The following is a 17,861-nucleotide window of genomic DNA, read 5'->3' as shown; positions in this document are numbered from 1 at the left end:
GTCGTGCGCGACGGGCCGCCAGGGTGGAGATTTGTTCCTGAGCCCGGTCGCTCGGCCGTGCGAGGAGGTGGTCGGCGTGTCCGACGGGCAGTCGTCCGCACAGGCGCCGGCAGCCGCCAGGACGCCGGTCGGCCGTCCGCTGCTGTCCCTGGCGCTGGCCTCGATGATGGACGAGGTGCACGCCCACTCCGGCGCGGTGTACCTGATGGCGCCGGACCAGCCGGTGCTGGAGATGGCGGTGATGGCCGGGCTGCCCCGGGCGTTCGCGGCGCCCTGGGAGCGGGTGGGGCTGAGCGCGCCGATCCCGGTCGCCGACGCGGCGCGCGAGCGACGGCTGGTCTGGGTCGGCGGCGAGGAGGCGATGGCCCGCCACTATCCGCGGATCGCCGTGGTGCTGCCCTACCCGTTCGCGCTGGCCGCGGTGCCGGTGGCCACCGAGTCCACCGTCTACGGCGCGGTCTTCGTGACATGGCCCGGCGCCCATCCGCCGGAGCTGTCCGACCATGAGCGCGAGCATCTGACCGCGGCCTGCGGCCGGCTCGCGGTGCGGCTGGAGCGGGCGGCCGAGCACAGCATCCCGCCGCACCCCGAGACCGACATGCTGGCCTCGCCCCTGGTGGGCGGGATCGCCGGCACGCTCGGCACGGTCGAGGCGGCCCGGATGGTGAGCCGGCTGCCGTACGGGCTGGTCTCGCTGGATCTGCACGGGCGGGTCGGCTTCGTCAACGCGGCGGCGGCCGAGCTGCTGAACGTCCCGGTCAGCCGGCTGCTCGGCACCCAGTTGTGGGCGTCGGTGCCGTGGCTCAACGACCCGGTGTACGAGGACCGTTACCGGGCCGCGCTGATGAGCCAGCACACCACGTCGTTCGTGGCGCTGCGCCCGCCGGGCGAGTGGCTGTCGTTCCGGCTGTATCCGAGCACGACCGGCCTCAGCGTCCGGATCACCAAGTCGCGAGCGGTGTCGGAGATGAACCGGGCCGCACCGCCACCCGACGGGCAGCCGTCCCGGCTGGTCACCATGTCGCAGGTGCTCGACCTGGCCAGCGCGCTCACCGAGGCGGTGGGGGTCCAGGACGTGGTGCAGCTGGTCGCGGACGAGATCGCCCCGGCCGTGGGCAGCCAGGCCCTGGTCGTCCTGGGGTCGCGGGCGAACCGGCTGCGCGTGCTCGGGCATCGCGGGTACCGGGACGCGCACGTGGTGGAGCGGTTCGACGGGATGCCGCTCACCGAGGCGACGCCCGGCACGAAGGTGCTGCGGACGGGCGTGCCCGCGTTCTTCGAGTCGCGGGAACAGCTGGAGCGCCTGTACCCGGCGCGGCTCGCCACTCCGGACGGGTTCGCGGCCTGGGCCTATCTGCCGCTGATCGCCCAGGGACGGCCGGTGGGGACGTGCGTGCTCTCCTTCACGGAGCCGCACCCCTTCCCGACGGAGGAGCGTGCGGTGCTGACCAGCCTCGCCGGACTGATCGCCCAGGCGCTGGAGCGGGCCCTGCTCTACGACGCCAAGCACCGGCTCGCGCACGGCCTCCAGGAGGCGCTGCTGCCGCACTCGCTGCCGTCGCTGCCCGGGATCGAGGCAGCCGGCCGCTATGTGCCGGCCACTCAGGGCATGGACATCGGCGGCGACTTCTACGACCTGGTGCGCACACAGGGGAAGGCGGCGGCGGTGATCGGGGACGTGCAGGGGCACAACGTCACGGCGGCCGGGCTGATGGGGCAGGTCCGCACCGCGGTGCGCGCGTACACGGCCGTGGGCCAGGCGCCCGAGGAGGTCATGCGCAGCACCAACCGGCTGCTGCTCGACCTGGGGGCCGAACTGTTCGCCAGCTGCCTGTATCTGCGGCTCGATCCGGCGCACGGCCGGGCCGTGATGTCCCGGGCGGGTCATCCCCCGCCGCTGCTGCGACGGCCGGACGGGCGGGTGCGCGTCCTGGATCTGGCCGGGGGCCCGCTGCTGGGCATCGACGCCTCGGCGGTGTATCCGACGACGGAGGTCGACCTCGCCCCCGGCTCGCTGCTCGTCCTCTACACCGACGGGCTGGTCGAGTCCCCCGGCACGGACTTCGAGGAGGCCCTCGCGGACCTGGGCCGGCGCCTGGCCGACGCCGGGGACCAGCCGCTGGACGAGCTGGCCGACAGTCTCCTTCATCAGGAACGCCACCACCGGGACGGGGAGGAACGGCTCGACGACATCGCGCTGTTGCTGCTCAGGGCCGTCGGATAGGACAGGCCGGGCACGGTACGCGGCAGGGCCGGCCCCCGAGGGAGGGCCGGCCCTGTGCACCGCTGGACGGTGCCCGTCACGCCGGTGGGCCGGCCCGGTCCCGCCAGGAAGGGGGCGGAAGCGGGCCGGCATCGTCGGACCGGCTCCGACGCCTTCAGGTCAGCGGGACTCGGTCAGACCCGAGTTGTCCTGGACGCCCTGCCCGGCGTCCTGACCGGCACCAGCACCGGCTCCCGCTTCCTCGCCTCCGGCCTGCTCGCCGGCACCAGCACCGGCACCGGCACCGGCCTCTTCACCAGTACCGGCCTCCTCACCGGCGCCCGCACCGGCACCGGCCTCTTCACCAGCACCGGCTTCCTCGCCCGCACCGGCACCCGCACCAGCGCCGGCCTCCTCGCCCGCACCGGCTTCCTCGCCCGCACCGGCCTCTTCACCGGCACCCGCACCGGCACCGCCGCCGGCGCCAAGCGTCGCGCCGACCGCCTCCAGGGCGGTGGTCACCGGCTGGAAGAACGTCTCGCCGCCGGCCGTGCAGTCGCCGCTGCCGCCCGAGGTCAGGCCGATCGCCAGACCGTCCTGGGTGAACAGCGAGCCGCCGCTGTCGCCGGGCTCGGCGCACACATTGGTCTGGATGAGGCCGGTGACCGTGCCCTCCGGGTAGTTCACCGTGGCCTCGAGTCCGAGGACCTGGCCGTCGTTGAGCCCGGTGGTGCTGCCCATCCGGAAGACCTCCTGGCCGACGGTCGCCTCCGCGGCCTCGGTGATCTGGACGGTCTGGTCGCCGGTGTTGACCTCGCTGGGCGCCTCGGTCGCCGGGTCGTCGTACTTCACGAGCGCGAAGTCGCCGTCGCCCGGGAAGGTGGACTGGTCGACCGTGGCGATCGGCTGGCCGCCCTCCGCGTCCGACCACTCGTTGCCCCCGAGGGTGCAGTGGCCGGCGGTCAGGAAGGCGGGCGAGCCGTCGCCCGCGGTGACGTTGAAGCCGAGGGAACAGCGCGAGCCGCCCGCGAAGATGGCGTCGCCGCCGGAGACGAACGGCTTGAAGGTGCCCGCGGACTTCGAGAGGGTCGCCATGCCGGTACCGAGGCTCTTGACCGTCGATTCCAGTCTGTCCCACTTGGCACCGGTCACGGTGCTGTCGGCGGTGACACGCAGCTTGTTCGTCTGCGGGTCGATCGACCACGAGGTGCCCGCGATGGTCGCGTCGGACTTCAGGGTCTGCGCGCCGCTCTGCAGCTCCGACCAGCTGTTGTCGACCTCGCGGACCTTCGCGCCGGCCGCCTTCGCCTGCACGATCACGTTGTTGTTGTCGCCCGGTACGACGTTGACGACGAGCTGCTGGCTGTCGCCGTCGTAGTAGGAGCCGCCGAACGCCTCACCGAGGAGCCCGGAGAGCTGCGAGGCGAGATCCGAGGCGTCGCCCGCCTTCAGTGTCTTCGGCGCGGCGGCCGCGTCGTCGGACGAACCGTCCTGTGACGCGTTGGCGTTGGGGAGCAGGATCGCGGCCGCGCCGAGCGCCACCACGCCGCCCACCGCTATCGCGGCCTTGCGCTTCGGAATTCGCTTGTGACTCAAACTTCTCTCCTCCTGGGGGGACGGAGCCTGTGCCGCCGTTCGGCAGCTTTGGGGGGCGCCTGGATGGCTGTTGGTACGCACGTGCCACGTGGGGCGTTCAATCGCGTTTGCAAGTGATCCCTTCGCATCGCGGAATCAGCCAACTCCCGCCGCCCGTACGCCGACCCTCCCGGTCCACGACTTCCCTGGTCACGGCGAGGCGGCCGGAGGGAGAAGTTCTGTCGGCCCAGGACAGTGCCTGGCTTGATGACGGCCTTTCGGCTGCGACCCTCGTCCCGGCCCGCCGAACCGACACGATCCGTATCCGGCCGGAAACGATCTGTTGCGAACACCGAGTCGAATCTCGACTTCAGCGAATCTGCACATCGAATGCTCAACCCAGTCACCAAGCGGAGGGTTATCCACAAGCGGGAGGTGCCTGTCACGCCTTTGGGGCGGGAGTGCCGGATTCGCCGCCTCCGGATGCAAGGCGTCGGATGAGCCGATGCTGTGGCGCATGTGAAGAACTCGCCACCGAGACGTGCGCACTCCTGCACCAATCGGTACCGCTGGGGCGCAAGTTCCCTGGTGAGGCGGCTGGTTGATTGGAAGCGCGGACCCGCAGCGTGCTTTGATCCATCGCATCGCGGGAGCCGCGGAGGGTGCTCCGGAAACGGGTGCCCGGCGCTCGCGGTCGCGGCCGTCATCTGTCCCCAGAGGGGGCCGCTCCCCCCTTGTGAGATATCCATATGAAGGGAAGTTCCATCATGAACTCCACCCCCCAGGTTGAGACCGTCGAGATCGCTGACGCCCAGCTCGACGCCATCTCCGGCGGCCTGTCCGTGAACGCCGTCAACACCGTCACCGACACGGTCGACGGCATTGCCCCGGTCTCCGGCGTCGTCGACACCGCTGTCGGCACCGTCGAGGGTGTCACCGGCCTGAACACGGCCCCGGTCACCGGCCTGGTCTCCGGTCTCTGATCGAGCCCTTGTGCCGTTGACTCCCGGAACCGCAGCCGGCGGTTCCGGGATCTTCGGGTGCCGTGACCCTTTACGTCACGGCTGTAAGAACCTCTTCTACGGGTGAGGGAAGTTCCTTGCAGTTCCGCCAACAGGCCCTCGCCAAGCTCCAGTCACCGGAGGAACTCGACCTCCCGGTGCGTTTCGCCCGCCCGCAGGGCTGGCTCGTGCTCTCCGTGACCGTGGTCGCGATGGCGGCCGCCTCGGTGTGGGCGGTGACCGGCTCGGTGGCCTCCACCGTCAGCGCACCCGCCATCCTCACGCACGGGCAGGGCAGTTACCTCCTCCAGAGCCCCGTCGCGGGCCAGGTCACCGCGGTACTCGCGAAGCAGGGCGAGCAGGTGAGAGCGAACTCCCCCGTGCTCAAGGTCCGTACGGCCAAAGGCGAGGTCGTCGTCCGCGCGCTCGACGCGGGCCGGGTCTCCGGGCTCGCCGCGACCGTCGGGCAGATCATCCAGACCGGCGCGAACGTGGCCGCCGTCGAGAAGGTCGCCCGGTCCGGGGACCCGTTGTACGCGACCGTCTACGTCCCCGCCGAGAACGCCGCCTCGATCCCCGACGACGCCTCCGTCGACCTGACCGTGCAGTCGGTGCCGACCCAGGAGTACGGCGTGCTGCGCGGCCATGTGAAGTCGGTGGACCGCGCGGCCCAGTCTCCGCAGCAGATCTCCGCGTTCCTCGGGGACAGCCAGCTGGGCGAGCAGTTCACCAAGAAGGGCAGGCCCGTGGCCGTGACGGTCCGGCTGGACAAGTCGTCCGGCACGAAGAGCGGATACAAGTGGTCGTCCGCGGACGGGCCGCCGTACAAGCTGTCCTCGATGACGATGGCCTCGGGTTCGATCCGGCTCAGCGACCAGCGTCCCGTCGACTGGCTGCTGCCATGAGCGCCACCGCACAGGAGCCGCGGAGCAGGCGCCGCGCGGCCCCGCCCAAGCGCAAGGTGCCCAAGGCCGCCGCGAAGACCGTCCGTACGCCCACCGTGCTCCAGATGGAGGCCGTCGAGTGCGGCGCCGCCTCCCTGGCGATGGTGCTCGGTCACTACGGCAAGCATGTGCCGCTGGAGGAGCTGCGCATCGCCTGCGGTGTCTCCCGCGACGGCTCGCGCGCCAGCAACCTCCTCAAGGCGGCCCGCAGTTACGGCCTGACGGCCAAGGGCATGCAGATGGACCTGGCCGCCCTCGCCGACGTGAAGTCGCCGGCCGTCCTGTTCTGGGAGTTCAACCACTACGTCGTCTACGACGGCATGGGCCGCCGCTTCGGGCGCCGCGGCGTCTACATCAACGACCCCGGCAAGGGCCGCCGTTTCGTCCCGATGGAGGACTTCGACGGCAGCTTCACCGGTGTCGTGCTGGTCATGGAGCCCGGCGAGGACTTCAGCCGGGGCGGCCGCAAGCCCGGCGTCCTGGGCGCGATGCCCGCCCGGCTGCGCGGCACCGCGGGCACGATGCCCGCCGCTGTGCTGTCGAGCCTGCTGCTGGTGGCGGTCGGCGCGTCGGTGCCCGCGCTCAGCCGCACCTACATCGACGAGTTCCTGATCGGCAACCAGACCTCGCTGCTGAGTGTGCTGTTCGCGTCGATGGCGGCGTGCGTGCTGCTCACCGTCGTGCTGACCTGGCTCCAGCAGGCCAACCTGCTGCACGGCCGCATCATCTCCTCCACGCTGTCCAGCGCCCGCTTCCTGCGGCATCTGCTGCGGCTGCCGGTGACGTTCTTCTCCCAGCGCAGCCCGGCCGACCTCGTACAGCGCCTGCAGTCCAACGACGCGGTCGCCGAGACCCTGTCCCGCGACCTCGCGGCGGCGGGCGTGGACGCCGTCGTGGTCGTCCTGTACGCGGTGCTGCTGTACACCTACGACCCGCAGCTGACGTTCGTCGGCATCGGCGTGGCGCTGCTGAACATCGTGGCCATGCGGGTGGTCGTACGACTGCGCGCGACCCGCACGGCGAAGCTGCGCGCCGACACCGCCCGGCTCACCAACACCGCCTACACCGGTCTTCAGCTGATCGAGACGATGAAGGCGACCGGCGGCGAGGACGGCTACTTCCGCAAGTGGGCCGGGCAGCACGCCACCACGCTGGAGGAGCAGCAGCGGCTCGGCGTGCCGAGCGCCTGGCTGGGCGTGGTCGCGCCGACCCTGGCCACTCTCAACAGCGGGCTCATCCTCTGGATCGGCGGTATGCGGGCGGTCGAGGGCCACATCTCGGTCGGCCTGCTGGTCGCCTTCCAGGCCCTGGTCGCCCGGTTCACCGCCCCGCTGACGCGGCTCAACGGCGTCGCGGGCCGCATCCAGGACTTCGCGGCCGACGTGGCCCGGCTGAAGGACGTGGAGAACTTCAAGGCCGACCCGCTCTACGGCCGGCCCGACTCGGCCGAGTCGACACGCCGCCTCCAGGGACACGTCGAGCTGGAGAACATCACCTTCGGCTACAGCCCCCTCGACAAGCCGCTGCTGACCGGCTTCGACCTGACGGTCGGCCCGGGCCGGCAGGTCGCGCTGGTCGGCGGTTCCGGCAGCGGCAAATCCACGGTGTCGAGGCTGATCTCCGGCCTGTACGCGCCGTGGGAGGGCGTGATCCGCATCGACGGGCAGCGCATCGACGACATTCCGCGCGGGGCGCTGGCCGCCTCCGTCTCCTTCGTCGACCAGGACGTGTTCCTCTTCGAGGGCACCGTCCGCGACAACGTGGCGCTGTGGGACCCGTCGATCCCGGACGACGCGGTGGAGGACGCGCTGCGGGACGCCGCCCTGCACGACGTGATCACGCGCCGCCCCGGCGGCATCCACAGCAAGGTCGAGCAGGACGGCCGCAACTTCTCCGGCGGGCAGCGCCAGCGACTGGAGATCGCGCGGGCGCTGGTGCGCCGGCCGAGCATCCTGGTGCTGGACGAGGTGACGAGCGCGCTGGACGCGGAGACCGAGCTGGTCGTGATGGACAACCTGCGCCGGCGCGGCTGTGCCTGTGTGGTGATCGCGCACCGGCTGAGCACCGTGCGCGACAGCGACGAGATCGTCGTCCTCGAGCACGGCTCGGTCGTGGAGCGGGGACGGCACGAGGAGCTGGTGGCGCGCGGCGGCGCGTACGCCACGCTGGTCAGGGAGCGGTGAGGTGACGACCGTTCAGGGACATGAGGGCGACCTCGTCCTCAACGCGTTCGGGCAGATGGGCTCGCGCATCGACTGCGCCGGGTTCAACCGTCTCGACCTGGAGGGCCCGCAGGTGCTGTGGCTGGTCGCGGCGGGTGCCGTCGACCTGTTCGCGGTGGACGCCGGCCAGCAGGGCCACTGGCACCACCTCGGCCGTCTGGAGGCGGGCTCGCTGGTGCTCGGCCCGGTGCCGGGCCCCCAGCACACCCTGGTCGCCCGCCCGCTGCGGGACTGCGTGGTGCACCGCATCGGTTTGCGCGAGCTGTACCAGCCGGCCAACACCGCGACGTGGTCGTACGACGAGTACGGCAATCCGCAGTACGTGCCTCCGACGACGAGTCCGCTGGAGTACGCGCTCGCCCTGGGCGTCGGCCGCAGTCTGTCCATCCTCTTCCAGGCGCCGATGGCGACCGAGCGGGCCGCGGCGCCCACGGACGACGACGTGTTCTGGATGCAGGTGCCGCCGGGCAGCGTGCAGTACGGCTCGCTGTACGGCGCTGAGGCCGCGGCCGACCTGCTGATGGACCCGGCGCTGTGGCAGAGCATGGTCGACCAGCAGTACCGGCTGCTGACCACGCTGGACCGCTGGATCGAGGAACTGGAGAGCACCCACGAGACGCGGACGGCCGAGGGCATCAAGGCCGGTGAGGCGGTCCGTGCCCAGGCCGATCAGACGCTGCTCGCCTCCATCGGCAAGCGGTCGTCGAAGCGGACCACCGCGGCCGATGCCGACGCCTCGTACGCGGCCTGCAAGCTGGTCGGCCAGGCGGCCGGGATCAGCCTCACCGAGCCCACCCAGAAGGGCACCGGGGGCGACCGTCTCGACCCGGTCGAGCAGGTCGCCCTGGCCTCCCGCGTCCGTACCCGGGCCGTGCGCCTGGACGGCCGCTGGTGGCGGGACAACGTGGGGCCGCTGGTCGGGCACCGGGCCCTGTCCGGTGCGCCGGTGGCGCTGCTGTGGCGGCGCGGCGGATATGTCGCCGTCCATCCGTCCACCGGCCGTGAGACGCCGATCGAGAAGGCCAACGCCGACGAGTTCGAGCCGCGTGCGGTGATGTTCTACCGCCCGCTGCCGGAGCGCGGTCTCAGCCCGCTCGGGCTGCTGCGGTTCTGTATGCAGGGCATGCGCGGCGACCTGACCGGTCTGCTGCTCAGCGGCCTGGTCACGGTGGCGATCGGCGCGCTGGTGCCCATCGCGACCGGCAAGGTGCTCGGCGAGTTCGTGCCGAAGGCACAGACGAACCTGATCGTGCAGGTGTGCCTGGCGGTGATGCTCAGCAGCGTGGTGGCGGCGGCCTTCATGCTGTTGCAGAACCTCACCATCCTGCGGATCGAGGGCCGGATCGAGGCCACGCTCCAGCCGGCCGTGTGGGACCGGCTGCTCAGACTGCCGACGCGGTTCTTCACCGAGCGCTCCACCGGCGAACTGGCCAGCGCGGCCATGGGCATCAGCTCGATCCGCCGGCTGCTGGCGGGAGTCGGCCCGACGGTCGCCCAGTCGGTGACCATCGGGGCGATGAACCTGGGGCTGCTGCTGTGGTTCAGCGTGCCGATGGCGATGGCCGCGATCGGCATGCTCGTCGTCATCGCGGCCGTGTTCCTGGGGCTGGGGCTGTGGCAGGTGCGCTGGCAGCGGCGGCTGGTCGTGCTCTCCAACAAGCTGAACAACCAGGCCTTCCAGACCCTGCGCGGTCTGCCCAAGCTGCGGGTGGCCGCCGCCGAGAACTACGCGTACGCCGCGTGGGCGTCGGAGTTCGCGCGCAGCCGTGAGCTCCAGCAGAAGGTCGGCCGCATCAAGAACCTCTCGGCGGTGCTGGGCGCGGTGTATCTGCCGCTGTGCACGCTGCTGATGTTCATGCTGCTGGCCGGTCCGGCCCGGGGATCGATGTCGGCGGCCGCGTTCCTCACCTTCAACACCTCGGTGACGATGGTGCTGACCGCGGTCACGCAGCTGACCGGGTCGTTCGTCTCCGCGGTGGCCGCGCTGCCGTTGTTCGAGGAGATCAGGCCGGTGCTGGACGCGACGCCTGAGGTGCGGACGGCGAGCACGCGGCCGGGTCCGCTGTCCGGCGCGATCGAGGCACGGCGGGTGTCCTTCCGGTACTCGGACGACGGTCCGCTGATCCTGGACGAGGTGTCGTTCGAGGTGAAGCCGGGCGAGTTCGTCGCGGTCGTGGGCCCGAGCGGCTGCGGCAAGTCGACGCTGCTGCGTCTGCTGATCGGCTTCGACCGGCCGCTGTCGGGCAGCGTGCTGTACGACGGTCAGGACCTGGGGGCCCTCGACCAGTCGGCGGTGCGCCGGCAGTGCGGTGTGGTGCTCCAGCACGCGCAGCCGTTCACCGGTTCGATCCTGGACGTCATCTGCGGCACCGAGCCGTACACGCCGGAGGAGGCGATGGCGGCGGCCGAGATGGCGGGCCTCGCCGAGGACATCAAGCGGATGCCGATGGGTCTGCACACCATCGTCTCGGGCAGCGGCGCCGTATCCGGCGGCCAGCGCCAGCGGCTGATGATCGCGCAGGCGCTGATCCGCCGGCCGCGCATCCTCTTCTTCGACGAGGCGACCAGCGCCCTCGACAACGAGACCCAGCGCACGGTCATCGAGAGCACCAAGGCGCTCAACGCGAGCCGGGTCGTCATCGCGCACCGGCTGTCCACCGTGATGGACGCCGACCGGGTCGTGGTGATGGAGGACGGCAAGGTCATCCAGCAGGGCCCGCCCGCCGAGCTGCTCGCCGACACCAGCGGCCGGCTGCACGAGCTGGTGCGACGTCAGATGGCGTGAGGAATCACTCCGGTCCGGGGACCGGGGCGCCGGAGGGGACACCGGCCGCTCGATAGGCGGCGTAGAGCTCCTGCCAGGGCGCGTCGGCCCCGGCGTGCGGACCGGCGACCTGCTCGCCGCGCGCCCTGGCGTCCAGCGCGGTCAGGCACACCTCCCAGCCGGCGCCGTTGCGGGCGGCGGAGTCCTCGGCCTGGAGGACGTTGGTGAGCGTGAGGCGGGTGCGCTCGTCCTCGGTCTCCTCCAGGTCGAAGCGCAGTTCGTCCCCGCCCCACTCGAACGACAGGTGCCGGGGCGGGTCGACGGCGATGACCCGGCCCGTGGAGTCCGCCATGTGCGGGTCGCCGCTGAACCTGACCGCGCCGCCGGGGCGCAGTTCGATCTCGGCGCGGGAGGGGAACCAGCGCTCCAGTTCGTCGGGGTCGGTCACGAACTGCCAGACGCGGTCGACGGGATGGTCGTAGGTGCGGCTGAAGCGGACCGCGGGGCGGCCGTCGTCCAGGGTCAGATAGGTGCCGGTGAGTTCGGCTGCCATGAGGGATCAGTCCTTCGGTGCGGGTGGTTTCGTGGTGTCCGGCGTCTCGTCGAGGCGGCGGCCCAGCGCGTCGAGGCTCTCGTTCCAGAGCTTGCGGTAGGGGGCGAGCCAGGCGTCGAGTGCGGCGATCGGGCCGGGGTCCAGGGCGTAGACGCGGCGCTGCGCGTCCTGCCGTACCCGGACCAGGCCTGCCTCGCGCAGCACTTTCAGGTGCTTCGACGTGCTCGGCTGGCTCAGTCCGCACGCCTCGACGATCTCACCGACGGCCCGGGGCCGCTCCAGGAGCAGGGCGACGATGGCCCGCCGGTGGGGATCGGCGAGGGCGGTCCAGAGGGCTGCGTCGGACATGCCTTCAATATGCCCCTGCCGTTATATGCCTGTCAAGGAATATGCCCTACGAGTGCTTGTGGCCGATGGCGTGACTTCGCCGTACGCCGCCGGGCTTCCGTTGCTCCAGCGCGATTTCGGGTACTCACGTCCAATGCGAATCAGCGTGATGGATGTGGGATCGAACACGGTCAGACTCGTCGTCTCGGACGCGGAGGACGGCGTACCGCTGCCGGTGCACACCGCGAAGTGGCGACTCAGGCTGTCCGAACAGGTCACACCGGGGGGACCCATCCCTGAGCAGGCCATCGGGCAACTCGTCGACGCGGTCGCCGAGGCGAGCCGGACGGCCACCCGGTGGGGCGCTGCGGGCCCGCTCGCCTTCGCGACCGCCGTGGTGCGCAACGCGCCGAACCGGCACGAGGTGCTGCACACCGTCCGGGCCCGTACCGGCGTGGACCTGTGCACCCTGCCGGGTGAGGTCGAGGCCGAGCTGACGTTTCTCGGGGCACGGCGCTGGATGGGCTGGCGGTCGGGGCCGCTCGCCCTGCTCGACATCGGCGGCGGCTCACTGGAAGTCGCCTTCGGGCGCGGCCGGTTGCCCGACTTCGTGGCGTCGTTGCCGCTGGGCGCGGGGCGGCTTACCCATGAGTTCTTCGAGGACGAGGACCCGCCGTCGCCGGAGCGGGTGCGCGCGATGCGCCGCCGGGTCCGCCATCAGCTGCGGGACGTCGCGGCGCGGATCCGCTGGGAGGGCCCGCGCACCGCGGTCGCCACCTCCCGCACGTTCCAGCAGCTGGGCCGGCTGTGCGGCGCCGCACCCGGACGCCACGGCCCGTTCGTGGACCGGGAACTGCACCGCGTGGGGCTGCGGGAGGCGATCACGACACTGACCGCCCTGCCCGCCGCCGAACGCGCGCGCCTGCCCGGCATCTCCGCGCCGCGGGCCGCACAGAGCCTGGCCGGCGCGGTGGTCGCGCACACCGCGATGAAGCTGGCCGGCATCAGGTCCGTCACGGTCTGCCCCTGGGCGATCCGCGAGGGCGTGCTGCTGCGCCACATCGAGGACGGCCCGTCCTGGTGGGCGGAGGTGACCCGCCGCAACGAGGAGGCCGCCCCTCCTGACCCGGTGCCGCTGCGCATCGCGGCCGCCGCGGGCAACTGATCACGCGGACGGAACCGACGTAACGAACACGGAAGGGAGACCCCCCATGTCCCACGACAAGAATCAGGACCCCTCCGGCGAGCAGCCCGAGACGGCCCTCGACGAGGTCCTGCGCGAGATCGAGGACGCCGAGAACCGCACCGAGGACTCCCCCGGGGAGCGACGCCACCGGGGTGAGGCCGGGGACGCCGTCACGCCGAACGAGCGCGCGCAGGAGGAGTCCGAGGGAGAGTGACGCGGGCGGGTGACGCGGGCGGGTGACCGGCCCTCGCCCGGGTACCCGGCGCGCATGGAACACGACCGCGACGAACCGCCCCTGCCCACCCCGCGCGGCGCGCTGAGCAGGGGTGTCGAGGCGTATCTGCGGGGTGCGGGCCAACTGCCCCGCCTCGAGGAAGCCGCCCGGGCCGAGGTGTACGGCGACGATCTCCAGCTCGCCCTGTACCTGTGCTACGAGCTGCACTACCGCGGTTTCGCGGGCGTGGCCCCGGAGCTGGAGTGGGATCCTGATCTGCTGCGCGTTCGAGCGGGCCTGGAGCACCGCTTCCTGTCCGCGCTGCGCACCGACGCCAAGGTCCACGACAGCGTCGACGAGGCGCTGCGGGGTTTGCTGGTGGAGCCCGTCCACGGCACGGGCGTCACGCACTTCCTGCGTGACGAGGGCGAGCTGTGGCAGGTGCGCGAGTACGCGGCCCAGCGCTCGCTGTACCACCTCAAGGAGGCCGACCCGCACGCCTGGGTGCTGCCGCGGCTGTCGGGCCGGGCGAAGGCGGGGATGGCGGCGGTGGAGTTCGACGAGTGGGGCGGCGGCCGCGCCGACCGCGTCCACGCGCGGCTGTTCGCCGACCTGATGACGGATCTGGGCCTGGACACCACCTACGGCCGCTACCTCGACGCGGCGACGGCCGAGGCCCTGGTGACGGTGAACCTCATGTCCCTCTTCGGTCTGCACCGGGCCCTCCGGGGCGCCCTGGTCGGCCACTTCGCGGCCGTCGAGATCACCTCGTCACCGGGGTCTAGGCGACTCGCCGAGGCGATGCGCCGCACGGGCGCCGGGCCGGCGGCCGAGCACTTCTACGACGAGCACGTCGAGGCCGACGCGGTCCACGAGCAGGTGGTGCGCCACGACGTCATCGGCGGTCTGCTGGAACGGGAGCCGCATCTCGCCCCCGATGTCGCCTTCGGGATCGACGCCACCGAGTTCGTCGAGGACCGCTTCGGCACCCGGCTGCTCACCGACTGGCGCGCGTCACGTTCGTCACTGTATGCACCGCTTACCCAGGAGATAACCCATATATCCTGACCGCCGGGGTACCCGAGCAGCGTGAATCTACTGGTACCCCCGGGCGTCTACGCCCCACAGGAGGACACCGAGCTGCTGGCCGGTGTCCTGTCCGACGAGCCGCTGCCCACGGGCGCGGAGGTCCTCGACGTGGGCACCGGGACCGGCGCCCTGGCGTTGGCGGCCGCGCGCCGCGGTCTTCGTGTGACCGCCGTGGACGTGTCCCGGGGCGCCGTGTGGGCCGCGCGGCTGAACGCCCGGCTGGCGGGACTCCCCCTCCGCATCCGGCACGGCAACCTCTTCGATCCCGTGCGCGGGGAGTCGTTCGATCTGATCCTGGCCAATCCGCCGTACGTGCCGGCGCCGGAGGGCGGCGGGGAGCCGCGCGGCTCGGCCCGCGCCTGGGACGCCGGCGGGGACGGGCGGCTGGTCGTCGACCGGATCTGCCGGGAGGCGCCCGCCCTGCTGCGTCCGGGCGGGGTGCTCCTGCTCGTGCAGTCGGCGCTGAGCGACCCGGACCTGACCGTCGGGCAGTTGCGCGCGTCCGGCCTGAAGGCCGCGGTGATCCGTCGGCACCGGATCGCGTTCGGGCCGGTGCTGCGCGGCCGGGAACGCTGGCTGCGGCAGCGGGGACTGCTGCCCGCCACCGAGAACGAGGAAGAGCTGGTGGTCGTCCGTGCCGAACTCCCCGTCTGACCGTTCCGCGCCGCCGCGGCGCGTCACCGTCCAGCGCAAGGGCCCGCTCCTGGTGGAGGGCCCGGTGGAGGTGGAGCTGGAGGACGGATCGGTCGTCCGCTCCGACCGCTTCCGCGTGGCCCTGTGCACCTGCCGCCGCAGCCGCCGCTACCCGTGGTGCGACACGAGCCACCGCGACCGGGCATGACCCGGGGGCCGACGGGCGGCCCCACTCCGCCCGCCGGCCCCCTGTACGGGATCGCGGTTCCCCGCGTCGGCAACCCGGCTCCCCAGCAACGGGCCGCCTACTTCACGGGAACGGTGCGATCCCGGTCTCAGAACGCGAAGAGGCCCGAACCGTGGGCGTTCTTCACGCAGTCATTGGAGAAGGTGCGCTCATACGAGACGCGCTTGCCCTGCCAGACGCCGTCGACGGTGACGACCACGGGGTCGTACTGCTTGGTGCACATCACTCCGTCCCTGGCGGTCAGGGCGTCGATGTTCCCGCCGACGCCCAGGAGTTCCGTACAGGCCGAGCCGGCGGCCGGGTGCGTGCCGCCGGGCCTCGGGGCACAGGTCAGGGTGACCGCGCGTTCCGGGGTCACGGCGATCGCGCTCTCACCGTGGCCCACCGTCAGAACGAGGGCCGAGGGGGCGTAGAGCGCGGTGGGGGCCTGACCCGGACTGGCGAGCGCGGACCCGGTGAGGGGTCCGCAGACGGCGCTGGCCGTCAGGCCGAGGGTCATGGCCCAGCGCGCGGTGCTCCGCATTGTGTGCATCCTTCCGCTCGATTACAGGGTGTGCCGGTCCGTGCTCGGTCGGTGCCCGGAGCGGCGAGCGCGAGTCTGCCGAGTCCGCCGCGGAAACACACATCGACCCCACCGGTTTCAGTAACATTGCGTGTTGAATCAGTGGCGTGAAGTTACGGAATCTGCCCGAGTGAAGCCCGTAACCGCACGGCTTTCGGGGGCACGATGCGGCCAGATGGCCGATTTCCGGCTGCTCGTTAATAGGCCTGAAACATTCCGATTCCGCTCTCAGCCGACCGCTTCGCTACCCCTTGTGTTCATGCTCGGGTCGAGTAATCGTCATTACATGATTACGAAAGAGCAGAAAGAGAAGCTGCGCGGCTGGTTCGCCGGCCGCCTCCCCGACGACCTCTTCGAGGAACTGACCGAGCTCACGGTCGACCGCGAGGAGATCACCGTGATCGGCCGCATCCCCGAACCACGGCTGGCTCAGGACGCTCCGGACGCCGAACGGGAAGCGGCCCTGGAAAGCCGGGTGCAGGAGTTCCGGGAGCGCACCCGCGAGGACCGGATGGCCGTGGCCCGGGAGGCCGAGCACCGGTTCGGCCGGAAGGTCTCCTGGGGCGTGGAGTGCGCCGGGCGGCGCGCGCTCTTCACGCACGTGGCCGCGCCCGTGATGACGCGGCTGCGCCAGCCGGAGCGCCAGGTCCTCGACACCCTGATCGCCGGCGGTGTCGCACGCAGCCGCAGCGACGCGCTGGCCTGGTGCGTGCGTCTGGTCCAGCGTCATACGGACGACTGGCTCGCGGAGTTGCGCGATTCTCTGGAACACGTGCAGCGGGTGCGGGCCCAGGGGCCGGACGCCGACACGGACCGCGCGCCGTCCGCTGACGGCGAGGAGTGACCGAAGAGTGGAGGAATCGTCCCCCAGCAACGCCGAGAATGGATGATCCGTCCTCTGGCGTCGCCGACGCTTGATCGTTTACGGTCGGCAGACCCCATGAGGACGGCATCCGCGCGCCGCCGCACACCCCGGCGCCGGCGGGCGGCCGTCCGCTCAAGTCTTGTCCCGGCCGCACGAACTGGCGCGCGTCCCGCACGAGTCGGCGGCCCGGCCCTGATCGCTCCCCTCCTGCCTACCGGTCGGTATGGTCGGCGTACTGCGCGTTCTCAGCGACGAGAGGCGGGACGGCCGGCATGGCGAAGCACTGGGCGGACTTCCAGTACGAGATCTATCTCAACGGGATGACGGGGGCCGTACCGCGGCTGCCCACCGATCTGACCCGGCTTGAGGAACTGACCGAACAGCGGCTCGGGCCCGGCCCGGTCGGCTATGTGGCGGGCAGCGCCGGAAGCGGCAGCACCGCCCGCGCCAACCGAGCGGCCCTGGAGCGTCGCCGGATCGTGCCGCGCATGCTGCGGGACGTGCACTCACGGGATCTGTCGGTCGAGGTGCTGGGCCGCGCCCTGCCCGCCCCGCTGGCGCTGGCCCCGGTCGGCGTACTGTCGATCATGCACCCGGACGCCGAACCCGCCGCCGCCCGGGCCGCCGCCGCGCAGGGCTTGCCGTACATCCTGTCGTCCGCCTCGAGCACGCCCATGGAGCAGGTCGCCGAGGCGATGGGCGACGCCGAGCGGTGGTTCCAGCTGTACTGGCCCAAGGATCCGGAGGTGGCCCGCAGCTTCCTGAGCCGGGCGAAGGCGGCCGGGTTCAGCGTGCTCGTGGTCACCCTGGACACACCGCTGCTGTCGTGGCGGCCCCGGGATCTCGACCAGGCGTATCTGCCCTTCCTCCACGGCGTCGGCACAGCCAACTACTTCTCGGACCCGGCCTTCCAGGCGGGTCTGGCCAAGCCGGTGCACGAGGACCCGAACGCGGCCGTGATGCGTTTCGTCGGAATGTTCTCCGACCCGGCCAAGTCCTGGCCGGACCTGGCGTTCCTGCGGGAGAACTGGGACGGCCCGATCGTCCTCAAGGGCGTCCTGCACCCGGACGACGCGCGGCTGGCCGCTCAGGCGGGCATGGACGGCGTCGTCGTCTCCAACCACGGCGGCCGCCAGGTGGCGGGTTCCGTGGCCGCCGCCGACGCGCTGCCCCGTGTCGTGGACGCCGTCGGCGACCGGCTCACCGTCCTCTTCGACAGCGGTGTGCGCACCGGCGACGACATCTTCAAGGCCCTTGCCCTGGGCGCGCGGGCGGTGCTCGTCGGACGCCCGTACGTCTACGGTCTCGGCCTCGACGGACAGTCCGGCGTCGAACACGTCATCCGCTGCCTCCTGGCCGAACTCGACCTCACCCTGGCCCTGTCGGGCCACGCCACGCCTGCGACGGTCGGCCCGGCCGACCTGACGGAGGAGCCGGGCTGAGGCGTGGGCGGGGGCGAGGCCGAGTTCACCGCTC

At 71.7% G+C, this 17,861-nt stretch carries 16 protein-coding genes; 12 read left to right on the top strand and 4 right to left on the bottom strand.

The features are described 5' to 3' along the window. Positions 1 to 67 precede the first annotated feature (67 nt). The gene (locus AC07DF_RS09005) at positions 68 to 2,224 is read left to right on the top strand and encodes a PP2C family protein-serine/threonine phosphatase (RefSeq protein ID WP_478968425.1); all 2,157 of its coding nucleotides are present in this window, start codon (positions 68 to 70) and stop codon (positions 2,222 to 2,224) included. A 159-nt stretch (positions 2,225 to 2,383) separates the two neighbouring features. Here AC07DF_RS09005 and AC07DF_RS09000 read toward each other — a convergent pair whose 3' ends face one another. Then, the gene (locus AC07DF_RS09000) at positions 2,384 to 3,799 is read right to left on the bottom strand and encodes a S1 family peptidase (protein WP_478968423.1); all 1,416 of its coding nucleotides are present in this window, start codon (positions 3,797 to 3,799) and stop codon (positions 2,384 to 2,386) included. Positions 3,800 to 4,545: 746 nt separating this feature from the next. On the opposite strand from AC07DF_RS09000, the gene AC07DF_RS08995 reads away from it, so the two are divergent. The 4 genes from AC07DF_RS08995 (at position 4,546) to AC07DF_RS08980 (ending at position 10,730) form a co-directional block, all read left to right on the top strand. Continuing rightward, on the top strand, positions 4,546 to 4,761 hold the full coding sequence (locus AC07DF_RS08995; RefSeq protein ID WP_184587045.1) for a type A2 lantipeptide: 216 nt from the start codon (positions 4,546 to 4,548) through the stop codon (positions 4,759 to 4,761). A gap of 116 nt (positions 4,762 to 4,877) precedes the next feature. Next, complete coding sequence (locus AC07DF_RS08990) at positions 4,878 to 5,684, top strand: biotin/lipoyl-containing protein (RefSeq protein ID WP_478968421.1); 807 nt, start codon at positions 4,878 to 4,880, stop codon at positions 5,682 to 5,684. Continuing rightward, positions 5,681 to 7,906: an NHLP family bacteriocin export ABC transporter peptidase/permease/ATPase subunit gene (locus tag AC07DF_RS08985; RefSeq protein WP_478968418.1), complete on the top strand. Its 2,226-nt coding sequence runs from the start codon at positions 5,681 to 5,683 to the stop codon at positions 7,904 to 7,906. Before AC07DF_RS08990 ends, AC07DF_RS08985 begins: the two co-directional genes overlap by 4 nt. A gap of 1 nt (position 7,907) precedes the next feature. Next, the gene (locus tag AC07DF_RS08980) at positions 7,908 to 10,730 is read left to right on the top strand and encodes an NHLP bacteriocin export ABC transporter permease/ATPase subunit (RefSeq protein WP_478968416.1); all 2,823 of its coding nucleotides are present in this window, start codon (positions 7,908 to 7,910) and stop codon (positions 10,728 to 10,730) included. A 4-nt stretch (positions 10,731 to 10,734) separates the two neighbouring features. Here the strand turns inward: AC07DF_RS08980 and AC07DF_RS08975 are convergent, their stop codons facing one another. Continuing rightward, positions 10,735 to 11,262: an SRPBCC family protein gene (locus tag AC07DF_RS08975; RefSeq protein WP_478968414.1), complete on the bottom strand. Its 528-nt coding sequence runs from the start codon at positions 11,260 to 11,262 to the stop codon at positions 10,735 to 10,737. A gap of 6 nt (positions 11,263 to 11,268) precedes the next feature. Continuing rightward, positions 11,269 to 11,610, bottom strand: coding sequence for an ArsR/SmtB family transcription factor (locus AC07DF_RS08970; RefSeq protein ID WP_391112516.1), 342 nt, complete (start codon positions 11,608 to 11,610; stop codon positions 11,269 to 11,271). Positions 11,611 to 11,743: 133 nt separating this feature from the next. Between AC07DF_RS08970 and AC07DF_RS08965 the strand changes: the two genes are divergently transcribed. From AC07DF_RS08965 to AC07DF_RS08945, 5 genes are read left to right on the top strand one after another with little or no spacing between them, the layout of a single operon-like run. Then, the gene (locus AC07DF_RS08965; RefSeq protein ID WP_478968411.1) at positions 11,744 to 12,754 is read left to right on the top strand and encodes a Ppx/GppA family phosphatase; all 1,011 of its coding nucleotides are present in this window, start codon (positions 11,744 to 11,746) and stop codon (positions 12,752 to 12,754) included. 46 nt (positions 12,755 to 12,800) lie between these two features. Beyond that, complete coding sequence (locus tag AC07DF_RS08960; protein WP_478968408.1) at positions 12,801 to 12,989, top strand: hypothetical protein; 189 nt, start codon at positions 12,801 to 12,803, stop codon at positions 12,987 to 12,989. 54 nt (positions 12,990 to 13,043) lie between these two features. Further along, entirely contained in the window at positions 13,044 to 14,057 is a 1,014-nt protein-coding gene (locus AC07DF_RS08955) for an iron-containing redox enzyme family protein (protein WP_478968406.1), read from the top strand. Positions 14,058 to 14,078: 21 nt separating this feature from the next. Beyond that, positions 14,079 to 14,732, top strand: coding sequence for a HemK2/MTQ2 family protein methyltransferase (locus AC07DF_RS08950; protein ID WP_478968403.1), 654 nt, complete (start codon positions 14,079 to 14,081; stop codon positions 14,730 to 14,732). After that, a complete protein-coding gene (locus AC07DF_RS08945) occupies positions 14,713 to 14,919 on the top strand; it encodes a CDGSH iron-sulfur domain-containing protein (RefSeq protein WP_184587059.1) in 207 nt (68 codons plus the stop codon). Before AC07DF_RS08950 ends, AC07DF_RS08945 begins: the two co-directional genes overlap by 20 nt. Before the next feature lie 127 nt (positions 14,920 to 15,046). Here the strand turns inward: AC07DF_RS08945 and AC07DF_RS08940 are convergent, their stop codons facing one another. Beyond that, positions 15,047 to 15,481, bottom strand: coding sequence for a protease inhibitor (locus AC07DF_RS08940; RefSeq protein WP_478968401.1), 435 nt, complete (start codon positions 15,479 to 15,481; stop codon positions 15,047 to 15,049). Positions 15,482 to 15,806: 325 nt separating this feature from the next. Here AC07DF_RS08940 and AC07DF_RS08935 point away from each other — a divergent pair, with 325 nt between their 5' ends. Both AC07DF_RS08935 and AC07DF_RS08930 read left to right on the top strand, forming a co-directional pair. Next, positions 15,807 to 16,364, top strand: coding sequence for a hypothetical protein (locus AC07DF_RS08935; RefSeq protein ID WP_478968399.1), 558 nt, complete (start codon positions 15,807 to 15,809; stop codon positions 16,362 to 16,364). 293 nt (positions 16,365 to 16,657) lie between these two features. Next, positions 16,658 to 17,827: a lactate 2-monooxygenase gene (locus AC07DF_RS08930; RefSeq protein ID WP_478968396.1), complete on the top strand. Its 1,170-nt coding sequence runs from the start codon at positions 16,658 to 16,660 to the stop codon at positions 17,825 to 17,827. The last annotated feature ends 34 nt before the right edge of the window (positions 17,828 to 17,861 follow it).

It is taken from the genome of Streptomyces sp. NPDC044719 (genome assembly GCF_056433405.1).
Note: the sequence above shows the minus strand (reverse complement) of the source record. Positions and strands in the feature narration are given on the sequence as shown.

Bases quoted from the DNA above. Each gene is read 5' to 3' on its own strand.
- AC07DF_RS08995 (WP_184587045.1), top strand. From the start codon at position 4,546: ATGAACTCCACCCCCCAGGTTGAGACCGTCGAGATCGCTGACGCCCAG.
- AC07DF_RS08985 (WP_478968418.1), top strand. From the start codon at position 5,681: ATGAGCGCCACCGCACAGGAGCCGCGGAGCAGGCGCCGCGCGGCCCCG.
- AC07DF_RS08975 (WP_478968414.1), bottom strand. From the start codon at position 11,262: ATGGCAGCCGAACTCACCGGCACCTATCTGACCCTGGACGACGGCCGC.
- AC07DF_RS08970 (WP_391112516.1), bottom strand. From the start codon at position 11,610: ATGTCCGACGCAGCCCTCTGGACCGCCCTCGCCGATCCCCACCGGCGG.
- AC07DF_RS08965 (WP_478968411.1), top strand. From the start codon at position 11,744: ATGCGAATCAGCGTGATGGATGTGGGATCGAACACGGTCAGACTCGTC.
- AC07DF_RS08960 (WP_478968408.1), top strand. From the start codon at position 12,801: ATGTCCCACGACAAGAATCAGGACCCCTCCGGCGAGCAGCCCGAGACG.
- AC07DF_RS08955 (WP_478968406.1), top strand. From the start codon at position 13,044: ATGGAACACGACCGCGACGAACCGCCCCTGCCCACCCCGCGCGGCGCG.
- AC07DF_RS08940 (WP_478968401.1), bottom strand. From the start codon at position 15,481: ATGCGGAGCACCGCGCGCTGGGCCATGACCCTCGGCCTGACGGCCAGC.
- AC07DF_RS08935 (WP_478968399.1), top strand. From the start codon at position 15,807: ATGATTACGAAAGAGCAGAAAGAGAAGCTGCGCGGCTGGTTCGCCGGC.
- AC07DF_RS08930 (WP_478968396.1), top strand. From the start codon at position 16,658: ATGGCGAAGCACTGGGCGGACTTCCAGTACGAGATCTATCTCAACGGG.